The following is a 20,941-nucleotide window of genomic DNA, read 5'->3' on the forward strand; positions in this document are numbered from 1 at the left end:
TTCACATTCGAAAGCTCCACACCCGTCCCATCCGACTTCACGCGGATCTTAACGTTGTAGTCAACAACCCGCTTTACCGGGACCAGAATCTTCATCGTGGGAGCCTCCATCTCTTCAATTTCGCGGCCATCACATCCGTCCGCGCACAGCTTCGGGATCATAGGGAGATTCCGCGATTACACGCGCCTTGCGCATCTCCCCCAGGATCGACACTTCCAGTTCGGTCCCGAAGCTTCCAAGCTCGACAGGGAGCAGGGCGAAAGCAACGTCGCAGCCAAGCGTATAGGCGTAACCGCCGGAGGTGATACGGCCGGCCAGTTTGCCCTTATGATAGACACCCTCATGAATGTACGAGCTTGCTCCGTCCGTATCGATGGAAATCGTGACCGATCGCTGTTTGACGCCCTGCTCCTTCTGCCGAACCAGGGCCTGCCTGCCGATAAACTCGCCCTTGTCCAATCGAATGAAGCGATCGAGGCTGCTTTCCCAGGCAGTCAGCTCCGGATTCATATCCCGGTACATGGCACGATAGGATTTTTCGAGCCGGAGCGATTCCAGCGCCTGCAGGCCGATCAAGCGCAGGCCATGCGGCTCGCCCGCCGCCAGCAGCGATTCCAGGAGATGACGCTGATAGCAAAGCGGATGGTAAAGCTCCCAACCGAGTTCGCCTTCGTAGTTGACGCGCAACAGGCGGACATCGGTGGCAAGCCCGACCGTACCCGATTTCACGCCAAACCACGGGAAAGCCTCATTGGAGAGGTCGATCTCGGTCAGGCCCCGCAACACCTCGCGCGCCTTCGGTCCGACGATCGTGAAGCAGCCACGCTCATTCGTCGCGTTGCGAAGCCACACGCTGCCGTCCTTTGGCAGCAGCCTGGAGAGATCGTCGTAGTTCCAGCGCTCCGCCCGCGGCGTCGATATGAGATAGAAGGTGCCATCCTCCAGACGCGAAACGATATACTCCGCCTGGACACCGCCGTTCTTCGTCAGATGGTGGCTGAGATTGACCCGGCCGATTTTCGGCAGGCGGTTGGCGAGGATGCCGTCGAGCCAGGCCTCGGCGCCTGGACCGGAGACCTCGAATTTCGTCATCGGCGTCATTTCGACGAGGCCGACGGCGTTGCGCACCGCATGGACTTCCTCGCCGACATATTTGCCCTTCTCCGTCCAGCGCCAGCTGTGCTGATCCTTGGCCTCGACACCCTCCGGTGCGAACCAGTTCGGCATTTCCCAGCCGTTCAGCACACCCCAGACGGCGCCGCGCTTCGTCAGAATATCGTAGGAGGGTGCGGTCTTTTGCGGACGGGCTGCCGGCATGTCCTGGCCGGGATAATGCAGCTCGGCATGCGTGCCCCAGCTTTCCCGTACCTTCTGCCGCGTCCATTCCTTGTTGGCATAATCGCCGAAGCGGCGCGGGTCGAGTTCGGACGTGTCGAGGCTGTTGGCGCCTTCGACGATACGCTCCGACAGGTAATAGCCGATGGCGCCGCCCCAGAGGATACCGCCGGGCACGCCCTCCGCGATCCAGACATTCTCCAGACCCCAGGCCGGCCCCATTAACGGCAACTCGTCGGCCGTCATCTGGAACGGACCGCGCACATTCGCCTTGATGCCGACCCGGCCAAGGGCCGGAACGAGGTCCATGGCACGTTCCCAATTCCAGGAGACGGAATCGAAGTCCTCCTCCAGCAGGTCGGCACCGAACCATTCCGGAACGCCATTCTCGGCGAAGAGCTTGAGGTGTTCGGTCTTTTCATAGGGACCGAACATCAGGCCATCGCCCTCCTCGCGCAGATAGCCCTCGAAGCCCTCGTCACGCAGGATGGGCATTTCCGGCAGGCCCTGCCGCTTGCGCTCGATCACCTCCGGAACGGCGTCCGTGATCCAATACTGATGGACGATAGGGATTGCCGGAATTTCGAGGCCGAGCATGGCGCCGGTCTGGCGGGCATAATTGCCGGTCGCCGAGATGACATGTTCGCATATGATCTCACCCTGGCTGGTCAGGATCTTCCACTCGCCACCCGGCATGCGTTCGAAGCCGCGCACTTCGGTATTGAGATAGATCTTGGCACCACGGTCGCGCGCGCCCTTGGCCATCGCCTGGGTTACATCGGCGGGCGCGATATGACCATCATCCGGGTGATAGAGAGCAGCCAGCATGTCGTGATTGTTTTCGAGCAGCGGCCAAAGTTCGCGCGCTTGCTGCGGTGTCACGAGTTCGGCGCGGATGCCCTGAACGGCGGCGACGCTCATATAGCTCTTGTATTCGTCCAGACGGTCACGCGTGTTGGCGACGCGCAACTGTCCGCATTTGTGCCAGCCGACATGCTGGCCGGTCTCCGCTTCCAGGCCTTCATATATTTCGATCGTCTTGGCGATCATCCGGCCGATATTGATGCTGCGCGCATAGGAGGGAATGAGGCCGGCGGCATGCCAGGTGGAGCCGGCGGTCAGCTGCGTGCGCTCCAGAAGCGCGACATCCGTCCAGCCGCGTTTGGCAAGACCGTAAAGGATGGCGGCGCCGACACAACCACCGCCAATGACCACGGCGCGAGCATGAGTTTGCATGGAGAGTTCCCGGTTTGATTTCGGGCGAGACTACCGACCAGGAATGCACTTGTGACGTTGCAAAAAAATGCAGAGGAGCATAACTTCAATTTATGCACAGACTGCGATCCCTGGTTCCCTCGGCAAATTATCTTTTCGTCTTCGAGGCCGCGGCACGACGACGGAGCTTCACGGCGGCGGCCGAGGAACTGAATGTCAGCCAGCCGGCCGTCAGCAAAACGATCAAGCTGCTGGAAGAGGCGACGGGGCTGAAACTGTTTCGCCGCGAACACACGCGCCTCGAACTGACCGCCGAGGGCCTGAGGCTCTACAGGGAAACGCAGCAGACCTTCGACCACCTGCACATGGTCTTGACCTCCTTGCGCACGAAGCATTCGAACGACACTGTCAGAGTGTCGTTCTCGACCTCCTTCGTGCAACTCTGGCTTCTTCCGCGCCTCAAGGACTTCAAGGGGAAGTATCCCGATATCGCACTGCGCATCGAGGAAAGCAGTCGCGACGACCAGGATCTGAATGAGGAAGACATCGATATTTCAGCGCGTCTCGGCATCGGCAAATGGCCGGGGATACATGCATGGCACTTCGTAACCGAGGAAGTCATCCCCGTTTGCAGTGCCGATTATCTGAAGGAGCACGGTCCCGTCAACGAACCGGCCGATCTGCTCAATCACCGGCTTCTGCATTTCGAAGAAAGACACCGTGTCCGGCTTGGCTGGCGAGAATGGTTGACCCACCATTCGGTCCCGATCACCCGCCTTAAACAGGACTTCGTCTTCACGGACGCGCTCAGCTCGATCGAGGCTGCCGTTCTCGGACAAGGCGTGGCGCTGGGCTGGAAGCACCTTGTCCACGATCACGTTCAGGCTGGTCGTTTGGTCTATCCGCTTGATGCCGTCCACCGCTCCGGCCAAGCCATTTATGTCGTCATGCCGGCGCAGCGCCCCACAAAACATGGTGCGACGCTCTTCCGGGATTGGCTGCTCGAACAGAATGCCGACGCACCGATCAGCGCGGCCAAAGAGATCCCCGTTCCCTGACCGCCGACACGATCAACGTCAATTCGCCGCCGCCCTCTAGAACCGCTCGCCGGAAAAATGCGCGAGCTGGGCACCGACCTCGTAATAGGATTCCCTGAGGCCTCTCAGGGACTGCTGTCTTGCATCGGTGACCGGCAGCGGTAGGTCGGCCTCCTCCAGTTCGCCGAGAATATGACGGGCCAGGACTTGGCCGAACACGGTGCCCGGCGCTATGCCGCGGCCATTGTACCCGGAAAAGCCGACGATGTTCCGCCCGAAACGATGGAAGCGCGGCAGGGCATTGTCGGTCATGCCGATCTTGCCGTACCACTCATATTCGAATTCCACCGACCCCAGCTGAGGAAACAACCGGGCGAGCGCACGTTTTGCCCAGGCGACATGGATGGCCGTACCGGTATTGCGCAAGGCGCCGACGCTGCCGAACACGAGGCGACCGGCCCTGTCCATCCGGAAAGACGAGAGGATTTCCTTCGTATCCCATGCACCTTCCCGACCGGGAAGGATCGTCTCGCGCAGCTGGGGCGACAGCGGGCGGGTGGCGAGATTGAAATAGGGAAGATGCACCTGCTCGCGGCGGACATTCGCCCATGGTCCCTCGCTATAGGCATCCGTCGCAACGATGACCCATTCCGCGATCACCGACCCGCTGGCCGTCGAGACCTTCCAGCCCGTTCCTTCCTGGGCGCAAGACAGAACGGGAGACCCTGTATGCAGCACGGCGCCCGCCTGCAACGCGGCATGCGCCAGACCACGCACATAGGCGAGCGGTTGCAGCGTGCCCGCGCGTCGATCGAGAAGCGATCCGGCATAGGCTTTCGTGCCGATGCGGGCCGCCGTCGCCGCCGCATCCAGGAGTTCGACGGGCGCTCCACGCTTTTGCCATTGCCTCGCGCGTTCGGTGATTTCTTTCAAGCCAGCCTTGCCGACCGCACAGTGCAAAGTGCCGTTGCGCTCGAGTTCACACTCGATGCCATGTTTGTCGACAATGGACATCACGATTTGCGGACCATTGCCGAGAAGCTGGAGGAGCCGCTCACCGTGGACCTCGCCGAGCTCCCCCGGCAGGTCGTCGGGCATCACCCACATGCCCGCATTGATCAGGCCGACATTGCGGCCCGATCCGCCGAAGCCGATTTCACGACCCTCGAGCACGACGACGCGCCGCCCGGCCTCGGCGAGATGCAGAGCCGCCGAAAGCCCGGTGAAGCCGCCGCCGACAATCACCACATCCGCGACGAGACGACCGGTCAGGCAAGATGTCCGAGGGGGTGCAATGGCGGTCTTTTCCCATAGGCCATGGGAACGTGCGTCATTCAACATATCATGGGTCCTTCCGGTCGACCGCGCATTCAGCCCGGATCCTTGTTCTTCGGCTGACCGAACGCATAGTCGGTAATCTTGGGCAGCAGGATTTCCCGTCTATAGCCCGGCGGCTTGTCTCCGACGGATGCGCCGGCATTCAAAATCGCGGCCTGATAATCGTCGCCAAAGAGCGCGTAGGGATAGGGAGCATCGATGGCGGTGGTGCTATCGAGTTCGGAACGAAATTCGGGCGGAATTGTAAAGTCCAGTGCGGCAAGATTGTCGTCGAGTTGCGAAAGCCGGCTCGCGCCGATAATCGCCGCCGCGACGCCAGGGCGATTGACGCACCAGTTCAGCGCCACCTGCGCCATGCTGCGCCCCATTTCGCCGGCAATCCTTTCCAGTACGGTGAGGATGCACCTATTGCGCTCGGTGAACAATCCAAGGCCGCCGCCGGATGCATCTTGCGACAGCCGCCCCTGTTCCGCCGAACCGGGGCGATATTTTCCCGATAGGAGCCCCATGGCGAGCGGGCTCCATGCGGTGATGCCAAGACCAAGCGTCTCGGCAAGCGGCACGAATTCGGGCTCAATGCTGCGCTCGACCAGCGAATAGGGCAATTGCAGGCAGATGGGCTGGGTGAGAGCATGCGCCTCGGCCCAAGTCTGAGCACGCGCGGCATACCAGCCGGGCACGTCGGAGAGCCCGGCATAGCGGATCTTGCCGGCCCGCACGAGGTCGTCGAAGGTTCGCATGACCTCCTCGGCGGGCGTCATGCGATCCCACGTATGCAGCAGATAAAGATCGATATAGTCGGTCTTCAGGCGCTTGAGCGAAGCATCGACCGCCTGCATCATCGCCTTGCGACCGTTACCGCCGGCGTTGGGATTGCCAGGCGACACATTGTTGGAGAATTTCGTGGCGATGACGACATCGTCGCGCAAGCCCGCTTCGGCGACGAAGGCGCCGACGAGTTTTTCGCTCAGTCCCCCCGCATAGGAATTGGCGGTATCGATGAAATTTCCGCCCGCGGCGATGTAGCGGTTGAAGATTGTTCGTGCGGCCGCCTCGTCCGCGCCCCAGTTCCCACCGATACCGCGGATGCCGCCGTTGCCGAAGGTCATCGTGCCCAGCGCCAGGCGGCTGACGCGTAGTCCCGAGCGCCCCAGCAGATAATATTGATCGACAGCCATGGTTGAGGTCCTGGGCGAAACGGCCGCGCGTCACATGCTGCCGGCATAAGGCCGGCGGGCGATGCTTTGCTGGACGTAGTTGATCATTGTGATGAAGTCAAAGACAGGACGCCCGGTGACGGCTTGTACCGCATGCGCATAGGGCGGCAGGTCGCTGCATTCCAGCAGGATGGAACGCACCTCCGGATGCTCTTCCACCAGCCGACGGGCGACCCGCGTCACCTCGCGTTCGATTTCGGCGGAATCGAGCGTCCCCTTTTCCTCGAGGATCGCTTCGCGAAACTCCGTCTGATCCTCCATGCCGGCAATCGCCAGGGGAATGCTGTCGGGGATGTTGCAAGCCCTGAAATGTCGCGGCGCGAGCCGCGATGCATTGGCGGTGATGATACCGACGCTGCCGCCGCAAAGCCCGTGCATGAAGGGAACCTGCATCAGGCTGGATAGGAAGACCGGAATGTCGAGCATCGCCGCCACTTCCTCCTGAAAATAGGCCATGAAACCGCAGGCTCCGGTAATCGCCTTGACCCCTCGAGCCTGCAACTCCAGCGCCGCTTCGATGAAAGCCTCCTTCAGGGCGGGATCGCGCTGATTGAGAAGCCTGTCGATCGAGGCTCCGCGCACTTCCTGAAACCGGACGGGATAGGTGTAGGTGGTAGCATTTCCGACGTTGCCGGGAATGCAAGGATAGGCCGCATCGAGGATCAGGATGCCGATCTGCTCGCCGTACCATGACTGCGTCTTGCGCGTGACCGTGTAGACCGTCATCGCCGATATCTCCCTAACTCTCTTCGCATACATGCGGGGGAAGATCGCCTCCCCCGCACATCATGGCCTTACTGCACCAGACGCGGAGCGCCGGTTTCGCCCGCCGTGCCGTCGAGGCCGTAGGATTTCAGGATCTTGACGATCGTTCCGTCCTTATGCATCGCCTCGATATTGCTATCGAGCGCTTCGCCGAACTCCTTCGCCTTCAGCGAATAAGGAAAGCCGGCCTGCGCCGCTTCCTTGGTCGCCTTCACGCGCGGATCCGCGGCCGCGACGGCAACCTTGACATCCTTCAACGCACCCTTCTGCGCGGCGACAACCCCCGTCGAATAGCCGTCGACGGCGACATCGATACGGCCGGCGAACAGATCCTGCTGCATGTTGACGGAATTCGGATAGAGCTTCAGCGACGCGCCAAGCACGGTCTTCAGATCGGCAACCCAGAGATAGCCCTGAACGGTGCCCACCTTCTTGCCTTCGAGATCGGACACCTTCTTGAAATCCTGCTTCGAATAGATCGCCATCTGGTCCGTGTAGAGCGGCGCTGAGAGGCTCATGACCTTGGCCCGCTCGGCGGTGCGATACCAGTCGCCGGTGGTGATGTCGGCCTGACCGGAAAGGACATACTGGATCGCTGCGGCCGGATCGACGGCAACCGCCTTGACCTTGAGGCATTCGCGCTTGGCGAATTCGGCGGCGATGTCGCCGTCGATCCCCTTCATGTTACCGCTGTCATCGAGATAGGAGTGCGGCGCATAGGTCGTGACGGCAACCGTCAGCGTACCGGGCGCGATGGTGGTGAACTTATGCTGCGGCGTGCAATCCTCGGCATGCGCGATCTGGGCCGACAGGAGCATGCCGGCAATGCCGGACAGAAGGAGGTAAGTCTTGGACTTGAATGCGGGCATGCCGGAATTCCTTTCTGTTGAAGATTAACGTTGAACATAAAGACCCGCCCGCTTTTCGACATGACCGACGAGAAGAGCGGCGGGTATCGAAATGCAGGCATAGAGAGCACCGGCGCAAATGAGGGCCGGGAAATAGCGGAAGGTGGTGGAGCCGATTTCGTAGGCACGGCTCACGAGTTCCGGCAGGGCAATCGTGAAGCATAGCGACGTGCCCTGGAAAATGAGGATCGAGAAGCCGAGAAGAGCCGGCAGCGCCACGCGCAGGCCCTGCGGAAGCAGGACAAAGCGCAATTCGTCGGTCCGGTTGAGGCCGAGCGCCTCGGCGGCCTCGCGCTGGCCATGCGCGATCGATTGCAGGCTCGCCCGGATGATCTCGCTGGTATAGGCGCCGGTGTTCCAGGCAAGCGCGATCACCGCCGCAGCAAAGGACTCGATCGTCAGCCCGATGCTCGGCAATCCGAAATAGATGAATTGCAGCAGCACCAGAGCCGGCGCGCCGCGCCCCACCTCCACCAGAAAGAGCGAAATGGCCCGTAGCGCCCTGCTGCGCGCCAGCACGCCCAAGGCAAGCAAGAGCCCCAACGGAATACCCAGCAACAGGCTGAGCGCGGTGACCTGAAGGCTGATGGAAAGGCCGCCGAGAAGCTCGGGCATCCAGGAGACGATTTCGTCGTAGCTTGGAAACATCACCGCGCCACCTTGGATCGGAGATGCGCGTCGGCCATACGCGACAGCCAGGCCACCGGCAGGCTGAGAAAAATGTAGAACAGTCCGACGAAGGCGAAGATTTCCAGACCACGGAACGTCAGCTGCGAAAGCTGGTTGCCCTGGTAGGCAAGCTCGGTCACCCCGATCGTCGAGGCGACGGCCGTCTCTTTCATCAAGCCGATGAGGTAGCTTGCCGCCGACGGCAGCGCCACCCTGAAGGCCTGCGGCGCCACGACGTCCCGCATCGTGGACCACCGGCCAAGATCGAGGGCCGCGCAGGCCTCCCATTGACCGTGATGGATCGAGTTCAGCGCACCGCGATAGATTTCCGCCATGTTCGCCGCAGCGATGAGGCCAAGGCCGGCGAGCGCCGCCACGAAGGGGCTGATCGGGAAAACGCTTATCCCGAGACCAAAGAAGATGATGAACAACCAGAGGATCGGCGGGATGGCGCGCACGACCTGGATCGCGATCGATGCCAGAAGGCGCACCAGGAAAAGCCGGCTTCGGCGAGCCGCCAGAAGGGGAATTGCGAGGAGAGCGCCAATGGTAAAGGAGCCGATGGTCAAGGCCGTGGTCCAGGCAAGGCCGCGAACGAACAGAAAAAGATCGACGGCACTCATCGGTCATGCACCGCGCGAAGGAAGCGGCGTGTCCGCTCATGCTGCGGATTGCGCATGACCTCGGCCGACCGGCCTTTCTCGACGATCTGGCCATCCGCCATGATCATCACCGTGTCGGATACGTTTTCGGCGAACCCCATCTCGTGGGTGACGACGATCATCGTCATCCCGCTCGTGGCAAGCTCCCGCATGACTGCCAAAACCTCGAGCCCCAGCTCCGGATCGAGCGCGGATGTCGGCTCGTCGAACAGCATGACCTCGGGATCAAGCGCGAGAGCCCGGGCGATGGCAATGCGCTGCTGCTGTCCGCCCGAGCAGCGGCCGGGAAACTGCGCGGCCTTTTCCGAAAGCCCGACGCGGCTAAGCAACTGCATCGAACGCTCGTCCGCTTCCGCCCTGCTGCGGCCAAGCACCCGCTCCTGCGCAAGACTGACATTGCGCAGCACGGAGATGTGGGGAAAGAGGTTGAATGACTGGAAGACCATGCCGACACGCCGGCGCAGGCTCGAAAGCTCGGCAGGGGACACTGGTTGCGCCGCGTTAATTGTGGTTGGACCAATGGTTATCGTGCCGCCCGACGGAGGCTCGAGATAATTGATGCAGCGAAGCAAAGTGCTCTTGCCCGAACCGCTGGGTCCAATGATCGCGAGAACCTCACCTGAACTGACTTCGAGATCGATTTTGTCCAGAACGGTATGTGTTCCGTAACGCTTGCTGAGCGAATGCAGGCCAATGAGCGTTTTACCGGTAGTGGCTTTCATCTCCGGCCACGCTCGACACTTGCGTTGGAACGTAAGTCTTGAACCATCGCCACTGCATACGATGTCACCAATACCGTCGACTCCCGATGAAGCGCACGCATCAGCACGGGCGTGAATGGCCCTGGCTCATGGCGTCGTGACTATCTGCCTTGTTGGTCGCCTCGCTTTGGAAGCGTCCCGTTCCCACTTTTGTTAGCGAAACTCTAACAGTGACGGATGGGGATGGGAGTCGAAAAAAAATAGCGGCCAGGATAACTTGAGGTTATGCGGCCAGGACAAGTGCAAATAGCTCGCTAGAAGGAAGCAGACGGCTTTCCAGCGTCAAATCATACCCTGAAGCAACCCGAAACGCAGGTCTCACCGGTCCTTGGATATGAATCATCGATCCGGTTTCATCAAGACGGTCACTCGGTTTTGCTCTGGGACAGCGAAACCGGGCCACGCCGGACGAACCACGGGATGATCTTGGAGCGGGTTTTCACATATTCCGCATAATCCGGACCCCACAGATTGATGAGATTGCGCTCCAGGAAATAGATGCCGATCATGATGTAGATCGTCAGCCCGATCGCGAAGACGAGATGGCCGACCGTCATGGTCGGCGTGACCCAGAAGGCAATGATGAAGCCAAGGAAATCGGGGTGGCGAGAGTAGTACCAGAGGCCTTTGATGGTGATCGGCCAACCGACCTTGTAATATTCCGGCGTCGTCAGAGGGGCTTTGGTATAGGGCCGGTCTTCAAGGAAATCGATCACCTGATCGACACCGAAGACCTTCCAATGGCCGACGAGGATGGTGGCCCACAGCACGGTCAGCCAGCCGGCGAAGGAAATCCACCCCAGGAGCGGCCGCCAGAACGGATCTTCGACGTTCCAGATGACATTGGGTATCGGCCGCCATTGCCATTGCAGCAGCGCCAGCGCGGCGATCGCTACGACGATATAGGTCGATCTTTCCAGATGCTTCGGGACGATCCTTGTCCACCAGTTCTTGAAGGTCGGCCTGGCCATCCCGGAATGCTGCAGACCGAGAATGAGCAGAAGCCCGATATTGATGGCCAAGGCGGTCCAGAACGGTTCCACCGTTCCCATGTCGATCGACTTCCAGGGAAAGACGGCGCCGAACCGGCTGTTGATGATCGGTCCGAAGAAGTTCCCGACAAAGCCGACGGTATAAAGCAGGATACCCCAGACGCCGATGATGTAGATAAAGCTGCCATAGAGGAAGGCGAAGACCTTTCGCCGTCTCAGCCTAAGTTCTTCTGCACTTGGTTCAAGGAACTGGCCCATTTCATAATCCCCTTTCTTGCGATGAGATCACGACTCCACTGCCTGTACGACGATCCCGGCTTCCGGCCGGTCGGTACGCGATCGCATGGGACACAGGTGGCAAACCCCCTGCCCTCAAGTGTCGAAAATTGCCCTGCCGGCGTATTGACCGAGAGATCGGTAACTCTCCCATTGATCGTCATCGAAAAACTGGTCGATGGTCGCTTCGTTGGGAAAACTCGCATGCGTCGTCGCATAATTGCGGACATCAGCCGGGATTGCCGGCGCGAGGTTGGCCTTGATCAGCAGAAGCCAGGAGCTCCTGCCCGGTTGATCGCGGTAGCGAATTCGCGCCAACGCCGCGCAGGCCGGCCCATTCCGCTTCAGCTGTTCGAGGCTTCCGAGCCGCTCGGGATGGGCGATCAGGCCCTTGATCCAACCGGGGATGATCACTGGCGCCGCGGCGTGTTCCAGCCCCTGCCAGGGATTTGCCGCGGATTCACTTGAGCCGGGGTCCAGCCAGATAAGCTCGGCATCGAAATCGAGCCGCGCCTGGCGCATCAGGATGGCGAGATCATCCATCCGATATTGCTCGTCCTCGGCCGCATCGACGGCGATGATGAAGGGCAGCCGCCGCCTGATCAGCTCGTAGAGGCCGGTCGTGTCGAAGTGCCCGCCATCGCTCAGATACCAGCGCCGGGCGGATGGGCCTTCGAAAGAACCGCGCCATTCGTTGAGCAACATAGCCTGCACGGCAAAGATGGTGGCCGGCAGCGACTTTATTCGTTGCCATAGGTTGGGAGGATATCTGCCGGGGCGTTGGCCGGCATTGATGCCGCTGTTCCACCAATAGCCGAGGCGCACGTTGAGCAGTCCCAGCAGGAGCGACATCGGCAAGCTGCTGGTCCGCCCGGCGCCCGTGGACACGGCCGCGGCCGAGATCGCAAGCCAGCGTCCGAGTGTCAACTGCTCGACCGTTGCCGTTTCCGACGACCACCGACCCAGAACATGGAACTTGTGAGGATCGGGCGCCACCGGCAACGCGCGAACGATGGCCTTGTCGGCGGCCAGATCTTCGGGAGGTGTTTCCCAGATGGCGTGATATTGCTGGCCGACGCTGATGCCGCCCGGCCCGAGGCACATCGGCAGCCCCTTGTTCTGGCGAAGCTGACGGCCGGAAATATGGTCGACGGTCTGATTGATGCAGACATTGATGAGATGCAGCGGCCCGCCGTTGCGCTCCGGATGATAGTCGCTGAGCGACATGTCGTCGCCCTCGTCGGAGACCTGGATCGGCACCGGCGCGTCCGTGCCGACGGGGTGAACGCGCCAATTGTTCGACGCCCCCAGGAACGTCCGCGTCAGCTTCTGCGTCAGGGATTGCTGCAGGGAGGAAAGGTTGAGGAAATTGATCGCGCGGCCGGCGGCCGCCGAGACGGCCAGCCCTGCAAGAGTGACCCAGACGCCGGTTGAAAGCCCCTGTTTGAAAGCGCTATGCGCCAGGATATCGACCGCGAGAAACAGCAGGGCCGCAAAGGAAAACGCCAGGACGGGAATGAGAAGCTTGCCGCTGGCCTTGCCGGTCATTTGGGCGTCGTCACGCGGAATGAGACCGATCACCAGCTTCCGTAGAAACAGGAGGAGCGGCGAGGCGGCCAGCATCGATCCCGCCATGGCCGAGCTGTGGTCTTTCGCCGCAATGGCGCGCGCAAGACTGTCGACGAGGACAAATCCGACCGTCCCGACGAATATCAGAAGAACGCTTCCAAGCACGCGGGACAGCCGATTGCGATAAAGCGTGGCAAAACCGCCGCCGGTCGTATGGGAGGAGACGTTCCAGCGTACGCCTTCCTGCCAGAACCAGGCCAAGACCAGAACAATCGTGGCGATGAGGGCCATGCCGCCGATACCGCCGACCCCGATCGCGGCAATCATGCAGCCCAGCAGGACCAACCAGCCAAGAATGCCGAAACGCGAATAGGGCGATCTCACCCCGCCGTTGGGGGTCAGCCAATAGCCGATCGAGATCGGCAGCACGGCGAACAGCAGGAGCGCCCCCGATGCGAGCCACCAGGGCGAGACGGATATGCCGGCTATCTTCCACTCCACGGCCGCGCCCGGCAATATCATCTCGGCTATCCACCGAAGCGATCCGAGACAGCCGAGGAAGAAGGCGCCGACACAGAAAAGCACGGCCGCGAGGTTCCTGGCGATGATGGCGATATCCGTTTGCACGTCGGAACGGCCGCCACCGATCAGATAGTCCGCATGCCGTCGCAGCCACCAGATCTCCGCAGAATTCGGATCGGTCAGGGTAGCCTCGATGCGCTCGATCTTGTCCGGGGTGTCCTCGGTCATGCGTGTGTAGAGCCGGCCGAGGAAGCCGCCGATATAGCCGCCGCCGGATGCCGAGGACAGAAAGTCGACGCGCCGCAGGATTCCGGTTGCCGCCAATGCCTGCAGGACGCCCAGCGCATAGGTGGCACTGCGGATGCCGCCGCCCGACAGGGCAAGCCCGATGCAATCCTCGGGCAGCGAGGTCGGCGCGAGCTCCTTCGGGTCGGCGACGGCATCAAGCTGACCGCGGCGGCGATGGATCGCGGCGGCTTCGCGCTGCTCCATCTCGCTCGGATAGGCCGGAGAATCCGCCAGGATCGCATCCGCGGCCTTCTCGGCGATCATGAACACGGGCGTAACGATGAAATAGCCGGGAATGCGCGGAAATACCGAGGCATCGACAACCCGCAGGCCGCGAACGCCATGGACCCGGAAGCCGCTGTCGAGCACCGCACCCTTGTCTCGCAACGACTTGACGTTCGGCTGCCAGCGGTCCGGACCCATCCGGCAGGTGCCGCAGGCATGGTGCCCCCATGCCTCGTCCTGCACCCATTGCCTGAGCGCCGGCCCGTCACTCGCCACGCCCTTGCCCGGCTGGATCTCGTCCTTCATGCCGGTGATCTTGCCGTTGATCTCGCGCACGCGCTGGATGGCTTCGCAGACCGCGTCGAGATCGGCGCCATATCCGGCAGGTCCCTCGGAGAAGGAATGAAAATTGATATCGGGCACGTCGAAGGCATCGTTCGTGCGTAGGGTGACCGTGCCGTGATTGTTGTCGGTATAGGCTTTCAATATCACCCAGGTCCAGAGATCGCGCTGGTCGCGAGGAGCGCCCTTGCTGCGCCTCAGCAGTTCCCTGGACCAGTTCCAGTAATAGCCGCGGAAGGCGGCCGGAACGCCGAAGACGAACAGGTCGGGATTTTCCTTCTTCCTGTTGGCCGTTGACGACAGCATCATCGCGAGCGCGCCGCCATTGGTGCCATAAAGCCCTGTCCCGTCGGCGAGCCACTGGGCCCGCAGCGGGTCATTGGGGTCGCCGGGCCGGAAAGTGGCCCCCTTTAGCGTCGCGAATTCCTTGCGCATTTCGGACACGACGCTGACTTCGTAGCGATCCTGAAGGTTCGCCCCCACGCCGGGCAGATTGACGACCGGAGCGATCTCGGTGCCATCCTTGTCGCGCGGTCCGGCGATGCTGAGCGCCTTGAGCCTCCTGGCATCGCCAATGCCGCTCAGCATCAGCAGCTGAGGACTGTTGAAAGATCCTCCGCAGACGACGACTTCCCGGCTGGCGAAATACTGTATCGTTTCTCCGGCTTCCGCTTCGCCGTTGCGTTTCGAGGCCCTGTAGAGATACTTTCCGAACACCGCCTCGACGCCGACCGCGCGGGGGGCTGCGCCGTTTTCGCCTTTTTCGAAGATAAGACGCGTCGCGTGGGCACCGGTTTTCACGACGAGCCGGTCCGGATATCTGGACGCGACCTCCAGCAACCATTCGCGCAATCCGTACCGCGTCCGGCCGTTGGTTCCGATGGATATCAGGGAGAGCCGCGCGCGGCTGTCGATATCGGCGGCGCGCACGTTCGGATCGAGAAACTGGATGATCTGCAGATGCGCGAGCGCCCGCCTGAAGATCGATCGCTCGCCCTTGCCGGCAAGGGCAGACCATATGACATCGAAGATGAGGCCGAGAAAGGTGCGGTCACGCCGCGCGACGCCGGCAATGACGATAGGGTCGATGAAGCTTGTCGGCTGCCAGCCCCTGAAGCCGTGGCCGTTCGGATCGAGATGGCGCTGCGGGTTGATGAAGGTGGCGATGGCCTGCACGAACCTCAAAAGCCCGCCGAGAATGCTGCCGAGAAAGCCCTTGTAGACCTTGTAGTACAGACATTGCTCGATCTTCGGAAAATAGCCCTGCATGTTTTCCGAGCGCCAGCTGTCGTCGCCGGTCAGCCGGGCGATGTCGTCCCAGTCGGAATCGTTGGGACGGATGATGATCATGGCATGATGCGACGTACAGCCGCCGAGCGCCGCCGCGCGCGGATAAAAGATGCCGCCCTTGCCGGTTTCGCCGTGCTGCGAGGGGTCCCTGGCCGGATCGTACTTGCTGTCGGCGCGCTGTTTGGCATTGCTGTCGTAATGGCGTACCGAAAAATCCCAACTCGTCACCTCGTCCTCGGTCGCCGCGCCGTTGTAGGCGGGGACGTCGTAGACTTCCCTCGGTTTGGCACTGTCGTCGATCGCCGGATCGGTGCCTGCCTCGATGAGCAGGACGCGCCGGCCGCTGAGCGCCAGGCGCGCGGCCAGCGGGCCGCCGCCCGCCCCGGACCCGACGACGATATAGTCGAAAGGCGTGACGGCGGGATCGCTCGCCTGCGCGATGGCCGTATCGATCGTGGCTTGCTGCGACTCCGTTGCCATGGCCTCTTGTCGGTCTCCGTTTTCGAGGACGTCAGAGCGTTTTCAGGAATGCCTTGAGCTGCTTCTTCTCGTCATCCGGCAATGCATCGGCGAACCAATGTCCGCGGTCCTGCACGAAATCGGGGCATTTGCTCACGCGCATCAAGGGTGCCGCCGCCTCGTCGCGGAAGGCTTCCCAGGCAGGACCGTCCGGGAGGGAGCTCTTTCGGACACGCAGAATGCCGCGGGTCAGGCCGAAGACCGCCTGCAGCAGATCGCCCGCCGGCGCTTCCGGGTTCATATTCATGACCAGACTGACGGGCGTGCCGGTCGGAATGGGGCCGACTTTCAGGTCGCCCGCCTTGCCGTCGAAGAAGGCATTCGCCTGCTGGCTCGCAAGCAGGCTGAGCAGGGCAAGCACGGCGAAGATGGCCTTGCCGATCCAGAGGCGACGAGTGGCGAACCACAGCAGCGCTGCAATAGCTGCCGCCGCGACCGGTACCAGCCACAGGAGCGGATAGACCGTGTCGACCCGGCTCGCGCGCAGCGCCACCCCCGCCAATATGGCGGCCAACGCGAAGACAAAACCCGCATGTCGCGGCCGCCCGACGACCGCCAGCAACGCTGCTCCCACCGCAAGTCCCATCCACAGATAGGTCGCGAGAAAGGAGGTCCAGAAGGGACCGATCACGCTGCTGATGAGCGGACGGATGAACCGGGCCGGAAAATCGATCCATGTCGGCTGCGTCGTCCGGTAGATGAAGCCGCGGTCGCCATCGGCAAGCGCCATCTTGCCACGAAGATCGCCGGGCAGGCGGACGCTGCTCGTCTCGCGCTTTCCGCTCCACAATATCTTGTCGATCGCGTCGTCAAAAGCTTGCATGCGGCCCTTGACGGAGGGATCGCCGGTATATTCGCCGAGCGTATTGTTGTGCAGGAAGGGGGCGGTTGCCCACAGGCTGATCAGCGAAGCGGGCCGGTAGTATCCCGGTCCTCCGGCGGGGGGAGCATAGGTATCGTTGTTGCCCCAGCGGTCGGCCGGTTTTCCGGAGAAGGGGTTGAAGAAATGCACTTCGCCGACGGCTGGAAGCGACTTGTAGGTTTCCGAGGAGAAATTGTCCCAGACCTGTCCGCGCATCGCATTGGTGCCGACGGCGCGGGCGGAGTTCGTGCCGACGAGCGTGATCGGCACGCGGATGTCGGTCGACAGGTAATTGTCCTTCAGGAAAGCATCCGGCAGATCCGCGGGCTGGCCCGCGAGCGCGCGGATCTGCTTGACGTAGTCGCCGTAGTTCTTGCTCCTTGTGAAATCCTGCCAGTCGGCGAAATCCATCGGCAGGGTCAGCGTCGCCGAACTGTCGAAGCTTGGCACATCCTTGCTTGCCCAATCGCGCGAAAAGCGCAGGGTGAAGCCGGCCGGCTGCTTGCTGGAATGACAGACGGCGCAATTTTCGACGAACACATTGCGGCCATGGGCAGCATCGTTGCGTTCGGCATCGATGATCGGCTTGCCTTGAGGCGTGTCGGCGAGATGCATCGGGCGCGTGACGCTTTCGCCATCCTGCTGGCTGCGATAGGTGAAAAACGCAGCAAGATAGGGAATGCGATATTTGTCGGCGGTGCGCCAATAGACAGAGTTCTTGAGGGCGGTCGAAACCGCGAAGGGACGCTGCGGGGTAAATCCGACGATGGAGTTCTGCACCCGTTTCCACTCCTCGGAATAGGCGCCTATGTTGAGATAGACGCGCGACAGGGCGCCGAAAATCCCAACGCTGTCCGATCCGTCCAAGAGGACGCGCGGCGTATGTCTGGGGTTGGTTCCCTGCTGCGGGTCCTCGATATGCGGGATGAGGAGGTTCGCCGCGCTCTGGTTTTCGGGCGGGTTCTTCTGGGCGCGATCCAGCCGTGCCGGCACGCCGAATATGGCGGTGATCGTGTTCGGATTGTTGATGTGATCGGTGCTGACCAGGGAGGTGTCGATCGTGCCCGGCTGCTGACTGGCCAGGAACTGATAGAGGAAGCTTTCCGGCTTCTTGAGATTGGCGAATGTCGAGACCGGATTCCAGTATTGATCGCCGACGGTTGTCGACAGGTTGGACCATTGCGGCTTTTCGACGTCGGCTGGTGGATTGAGAGGATGCGGCGCGATATGACAGAAGCCGCAGGACATGCTGACGCGGAAAGGCCGGACCAAGTTGGGATCGGCATTGACGGAGATATCCGTGTAATAGGGATCGCCCGGCGCATCCTCGACGCGCGTCTTCCAGTATTGCCGCGCTTTGCGGGCGGCATCGGTCTTGCCGAAGAAATCCGGATTCGGCATCAGCCTCAGGCCGACGATACCGCTGGGATAGCCATAGACATCAGGATCGAGGCCGTCATCGGGAAGCGCAGCCAGCACTTTGTCATACTGACCCCGGTCCCACGGCTCGAAGGCCTCGCAGCCGGATCTTGAGGCAGGACGGGCCACCAGGGCTTGCGTCTTGGGATCGATGTCGGTGCCGGGCTGCTTCAATTTGATTTCTTCGCCGTCGGCCTGATCGACATAAAGGCCGAGCAGCCGCTTGGTCCTGTCGGTCTGCGCCTTCATTCCCGGCTGGTTGATGAGGCCGAACCTGGCAAATCGTTGGTCCCGGTTTCTGGAATCCGTCAGGACCAGAAAATCGGTCAGCCCGTAGCCGTGCTGCTGCACCCAGTTCCAGAAGACATCATTGCCTTCGCCCCAAAGCATCCAGGTATTCTTGCCTCTGATCGCGCTGCGCGCCTCCGGGCTGACGGCGCCACTGGTTTGATAGTCGAACGGATGCAACTTGCCGTCGGCGCCGGGCACCATGTCGACATCGCTGAAGAGATTGCGCGGTTCGGCTGGAAAGCATTCCCCTCCGCGCTTGTTCAACGGCGTGCCCGCCTCGGTCAGGCCGCCCTGCGGCTCATCCGGAGGGGCCGATGGATCGATCCCGTTCGGTGTCGCGTCCCATCCCGCTTGCGATCGTGGGGTAAGCGACGCCCCCGGATAGTCGCTCGGCTGCGCCAGCGCGATCTGAGGGGCGGTGATCAGCAATGTCATGAAAACAGCGATCGCCCGCAATGCGTTGGCACTGCGCAACAGCGCGTTTCGGAAACTCGATATCGCCAGACCGCCCACCGTCGTCCCCCGTGTGGAAGTTGCCTGCTTTACGAATTCTTCCTGCTACAATGATGCTCTTCGCTGCCGATATCCTGGCTTGCGGAATTGGCCTTCTCTTGCAGCCTGTCCGGACAATCCATGTCCCGGTCTCTTGCCGCACGAAGAGAAGTATCTATCAGCCGCTCAACGCACGACCACGGATAGCTTGCCCTACAAAGTTGAGATTAAATACTCTAATTAAAGTATTAATTGCCTTTTGTCGTTTGGCAAGCGGATTCTTGTTAAACCTCCGTTTGATTATAAATTTCCGCACACAATCTGAGAGTTCGTTTCCGCTCTCGACCGGGCTCGGTCATGCGCAGACAAGCGCGCCTCAAGTCGCGCGAACAGATCGGTGACATTCGCCCGGCCGGTCATCTTGGTGAAAGCCAGGTGACGTTTGCAGGGGAAAGCTTCCGACAACGCTCCGGCAATATCGGGGAATCGCAAATTGGCGAAGAACCGCGCACGACCTGGGCGAGCTCACGGTAAATCGGTTTTGGCGACGCAATGGCACATAAAATCAAAATTGCTATTTTCGAGGTGACAAAATTAACTCGGTCCCGGAAATGAAACCAATAAGGGGACCACAATGGGAACGAAACTTTCATTGATCGGTGCGGGCACCGCGATTGCCTTGCTGCTTTCGAACGAGGCTTTTGCACAGACGGCCGAGGTCATGCACTACTGGACGAGCGGCAGCGAAGCCGCCGCGATCAAGGTCATCGCCGATGATGTTGCCAAGAAGGGCGGCACCTGGAAGGACAGCCCGGTTACCGGTTATGAGGCCGCGCGCGCCGCTGTTCTCAGCCGTCTTGCCGGCGGCGACGCACCGACCTCGATGGTGGTCGATCTCGGCGAAATCAAGCCGCTGGTCGAACAAGGCATCCTGGCGCCGATCGACGACATCGCCTCCACCAAGGGCTGGCAGACATTCCTGCCCAAGCTGGTCGTGGACAAGGCGAGCGTCGACGGTCACCTCTACGCCGTTCCGATCGATATCGGCACCGCCAACTGGATGTGGTACTCCACCAAGGTCCTGAACGACGTCGGCGTCAAGCCGCCGACAAGCTGGGACGAATTCTTCGCCGCCGCCGACAAGATCAAGGCCAAGGGCTATGTGCCGCTCGCCTTCGGCGGCCAGGCCTGGCAGGAAGCGCTCGTCTTCCGTTCGATCATGATCGCAACCGGCGGCAACAAGTTCTACACCGACGTCTACACCAAGCACGACGTCGACGTTGCCGGCGGCCCGCTGATGGTGAAGTCCTTCGAAACCTTCGCCAAGCTGCGCGGCTATGTCGACGACGGCAATGTCAACCGCAACTGGAACGACGCCACCAACATGGTCATCACTGGCAAGGCCGCGATGCAGATCATGGGCGACTGGGCCAAGGGCGAATTCCAGGCTGCCGGCCTGACGCCGGGCAAGGAATATGGCTGCGAGCTGGCGCCGGGCACGAACGGCGTGCTGAACATCGTCTCCGATACCTTCGTCTTCCCGGTTGGCGACAAGCCTGAACAAGTCGCGGCCCGCAAGCTGCTGGTCGACGTGATGATCGCACCGGAAACCCAGCTTGCCTTCAACGCAGTCAAGGGCGCCTTGCCGCCCCGCATCGACGTGAACCTCGCCAACGCCGACATGTGCACGCAGAAGGCGGCCGGGCTGCTCAAGGATCCGAACGCACTCGCTCCGAACGCCGAACTGTCCTTCACCAGCGAAACGGTCGGCGCCATCAAGGATCTGGTCACCCAGTTCTGGAGCAACCCGTCGATGACGCCTGCCGATGCCGCCAAGCAATATGCCGACATCGTTGCGCGGAACTAAGTCCTGCCGTTAGGTATCCGCTGCCCTGGCATGGTTGCCGGGGCAGTTTCGTAAATGAGTTGCGATGTCGACGAACGGGG

Annotated in this window: 13 protein-coding genes and 1 pseudogene; 2 read left to right on the forward strand and 12 right to left on the reverse strand. The window is 61.4% G+C overall.

From position 1 onward, the window contains the following. Window positions 1-95, reverse strand: a pseudogene (locus FHX11_RS13815) (electron transfer flavoprotein subunit beta/FixA family protein); the annotation flags it as partial. A gap of 34 nt (window positions 96-129) precedes the next feature. After that, entirely contained in the window at window positions 130-2,571 is a 2,442-nt protein-coding gene (locus FHX11_RS13820) for an FAD-dependent oxidoreductase (protein ID WP_184358221.1), read from the reverse strand. A 92-nt stretch (window positions 2,572-2,663) separates the two neighbouring features. Here FHX11_RS13820 and FHX11_RS13825 point away from each other — a divergent pair, with 92 nt between their 5' ends. After that, window positions 2,664-3,608, forward strand: a complete 945-nt coding sequence (locus FHX11_RS13825; protein WP_184358222.1) for a LysR substrate-binding domain-containing protein — start codon at window positions 2,664-2,666, stop codon at window positions 3,606-3,608. 36 nt (window positions 3,609-3,644) lie between these two features. On the opposite strand, the gene FHX11_RS13830 is transcribed toward FHX11_RS13825, so the two are convergent. The 10 genes from FHX11_RS13830 to FHX11_RS13875 all read right to left on the reverse strand — a co-directional run bounded on the left by FHX11_RS13830 (window position 3,645) and on the right by FHX11_RS13875 (window position 18,976). Continuing rightward, window positions 3,645-4,928, reverse strand: a complete 1,284-nt coding sequence (locus tag FHX11_RS13830; RefSeq protein ID WP_184358223.1) for an FAD-binding oxidoreductase — start codon at window positions 4,926-4,928, stop codon at window positions 3,645-3,647. A 29-nt stretch (window positions 4,929-4,957) separates the two neighbouring features. After that, window positions 4,958-6,103, reverse strand: coding sequence for an aldo/keto reductase (locus FHX11_RS13835; RefSeq protein WP_184358224.1), 1,146 nt, complete (start codon window positions 6,101-6,103; stop codon window positions 4,958-4,960). Between the two features lie 30 nt (window positions 6,104-6,133). Beyond that, window positions 6,134-6,868: an aspartate/glutamate racemase family protein gene (locus tag FHX11_RS13840; RefSeq protein WP_184358225.1), complete on the reverse strand. Its 735-nt coding sequence runs from the start codon at window positions 6,866-6,868 to the stop codon at window positions 6,134-6,136. Between the two features lie 68 nt (window positions 6,869-6,936). Beyond that, window positions 6,937-7,776 (reverse strand): transporter substrate-binding domain-containing protein, encoded by an 840-nt coding sequence (locus FHX11_RS13845; RefSeq protein WP_184358226.1) that lies wholly within the window; start codon window positions 7,774-7,776, stop codon window positions 6,937-6,939. 24 nt (window positions 7,777-7,800) lie between these two features. Beyond that, on the reverse strand, window positions 7,801-8,463 hold the full coding sequence (locus FHX11_RS13850; RefSeq protein WP_184358227.1) for an amino acid ABC transporter permease: 663 nt from the start codon (window positions 8,461-8,463) through the stop codon (window positions 7,801-7,803). Beyond that, window positions 8,463-9,107, reverse strand: a complete 645-nt coding sequence (locus tag FHX11_RS13855; RefSeq protein ID WP_184358228.1) for an amino acid ABC transporter permease — start codon at window positions 9,105-9,107, stop codon at window positions 8,463-8,465. Before FHX11_RS13855 ends, FHX11_RS13850 begins: the two co-directional genes overlap by 1 nt. After that, on the reverse strand, window positions 9,104-9,868 hold the full coding sequence (locus tag FHX11_RS13860) for an amino acid ABC transporter ATP-binding protein (protein WP_184358229.1): 765 nt from the start codon (window positions 9,866-9,868) through the stop codon (window positions 9,104-9,106). Before FHX11_RS13860 ends, FHX11_RS13855 begins: the two co-directional genes overlap by 4 nt. Window positions 9,869-10,272: 404 nt before the next feature. Beyond that, entirely contained in the window at window positions 10,273-11,157 is an 885-nt protein-coding gene (locus FHX11_RS13865; RefSeq protein ID WP_184358230.1) for an isoprenylcysteine carboxylmethyltransferase family protein, read from the reverse strand. A gap of 114 nt (window positions 11,158-11,271) precedes the next feature. Beyond that, complete coding sequence (locus FHX11_RS13870) at window positions 11,272-15,891, reverse strand: GMC oxidoreductase (protein WP_184358231.1); 4,620 nt, start codon at window positions 15,889-15,891, stop codon at window positions 11,272-11,274. A 31-nt stretch (window positions 15,892-15,922) separates the two neighbouring features. After that, a complete protein-coding gene (locus tag FHX11_RS13875) occupies window positions 15,923-18,976 on the reverse strand; it encodes a hypothetical protein (RefSeq protein WP_184358232.1) in 3,054 nt (1,017 codons plus the stop codon). Window positions 18,977-19,628: 652 nt separating this feature from the next. Between FHX11_RS13875 and FHX11_RS13880 the strand changes: the two genes are divergently transcribed. After that, a complete protein-coding gene (locus tag FHX11_RS13880; protein WP_184358233.1) occupies window positions 19,629-20,861 on the forward strand; it encodes an ABC transporter substrate-binding protein in 1,233 nt (410 codons plus the stop codon). The last annotated feature ends 80 nt before the right edge of the window (window positions 20,862-20,941 follow it).

Source organism: Rhizobium sp. BK602 (assembly GCF_014195095.1).
In the GTDB taxonomy this organism is placed as follows: domain Bacteria; phylum Pseudomonadota; class Alphaproteobacteria; order Rhizobiales; family Rhizobiaceae; genus Rhizobium.

Excerpts from the sequence above, each read along its gene's own strand:
- FHX11_RS13820 (WP_184358221.1), bottom strand. The coding sequence starts at position 2,571 with ATGCAAACTCATGCTCGCGCCGTGGTCATTGGCGGTGGTTGTGTCGGC.
- FHX11_RS13825 (WP_184358222.1), top strand. The coding sequence starts at position 2,664 with ATGCACAGACTGCGATCCCTGGTTCCCTCGGCAAATTATCTTTTCGTC.
- FHX11_RS13830 (WP_184358223.1), bottom strand. The coding sequence starts at position 4,928 with ATGTTGAATGACGCACGTTCCCATGGCCTATGGGAAAAGACCGCCATT.
- FHX11_RS13835 (WP_184358224.1), bottom strand. The coding sequence starts at position 6,103 with ATGGCTGTCGATCAATATTATCTGCTGGGGCGCTCGGGACTACGCGTC.
- FHX11_RS13840 (WP_184358225.1), bottom strand. The coding sequence starts at position 6,868 with ATGACGGTCTACACGGTCACGCGCAAGACGCAGTCATGGTACGGCGAG.
- FHX11_RS13845 (WP_184358226.1), bottom strand. The coding sequence starts at position 7,776 with ATGCCCGCATTCAAGTCCAAGACTTACCTCCTTCTGTCCGGCATTGCC.
- FHX11_RS13850 (WP_184358227.1), bottom strand. The coding sequence starts at position 8,463 with ATGTTTCCAAGCTACGACGAAATCGTCTCCTGGATGCCCGAGCTTCTC.
- FHX11_RS13855 (WP_184358228.1), bottom strand. The coding sequence starts at position 9,107 with ATGAGTGCCGTCGATCTTTTTCTGTTCGTTCGCGGCCTTGCCTGGACC.
- FHX11_RS13860 (WP_184358229.1), bottom strand. The coding sequence starts at position 9,868 with ATGAAAGCCACTACCGGTAAAACGCTCATTGGCCTGCATTCGCTCAGC.
- FHX11_RS13865 (WP_184358230.1), bottom strand. The coding sequence starts at position 11,157 with ATGGGCCAGTTCCTTGAACCAAGTGCAGAAGAACTTAGGCTGAGACGG.
- FHX11_RS13870 (WP_184358231.1), bottom strand. The coding sequence starts at position 15,891 with ATGGCAACGGAGTCGCAGCAAGCCACGATCGATACGGCCATCGCGCAG.
- FHX11_RS13880 (WP_184358233.1), top strand. The coding sequence starts at position 19,629 with ATGGGAACGAAACTTTCATTGATCGGTGCGGGCACCGCGATTGCCTTG.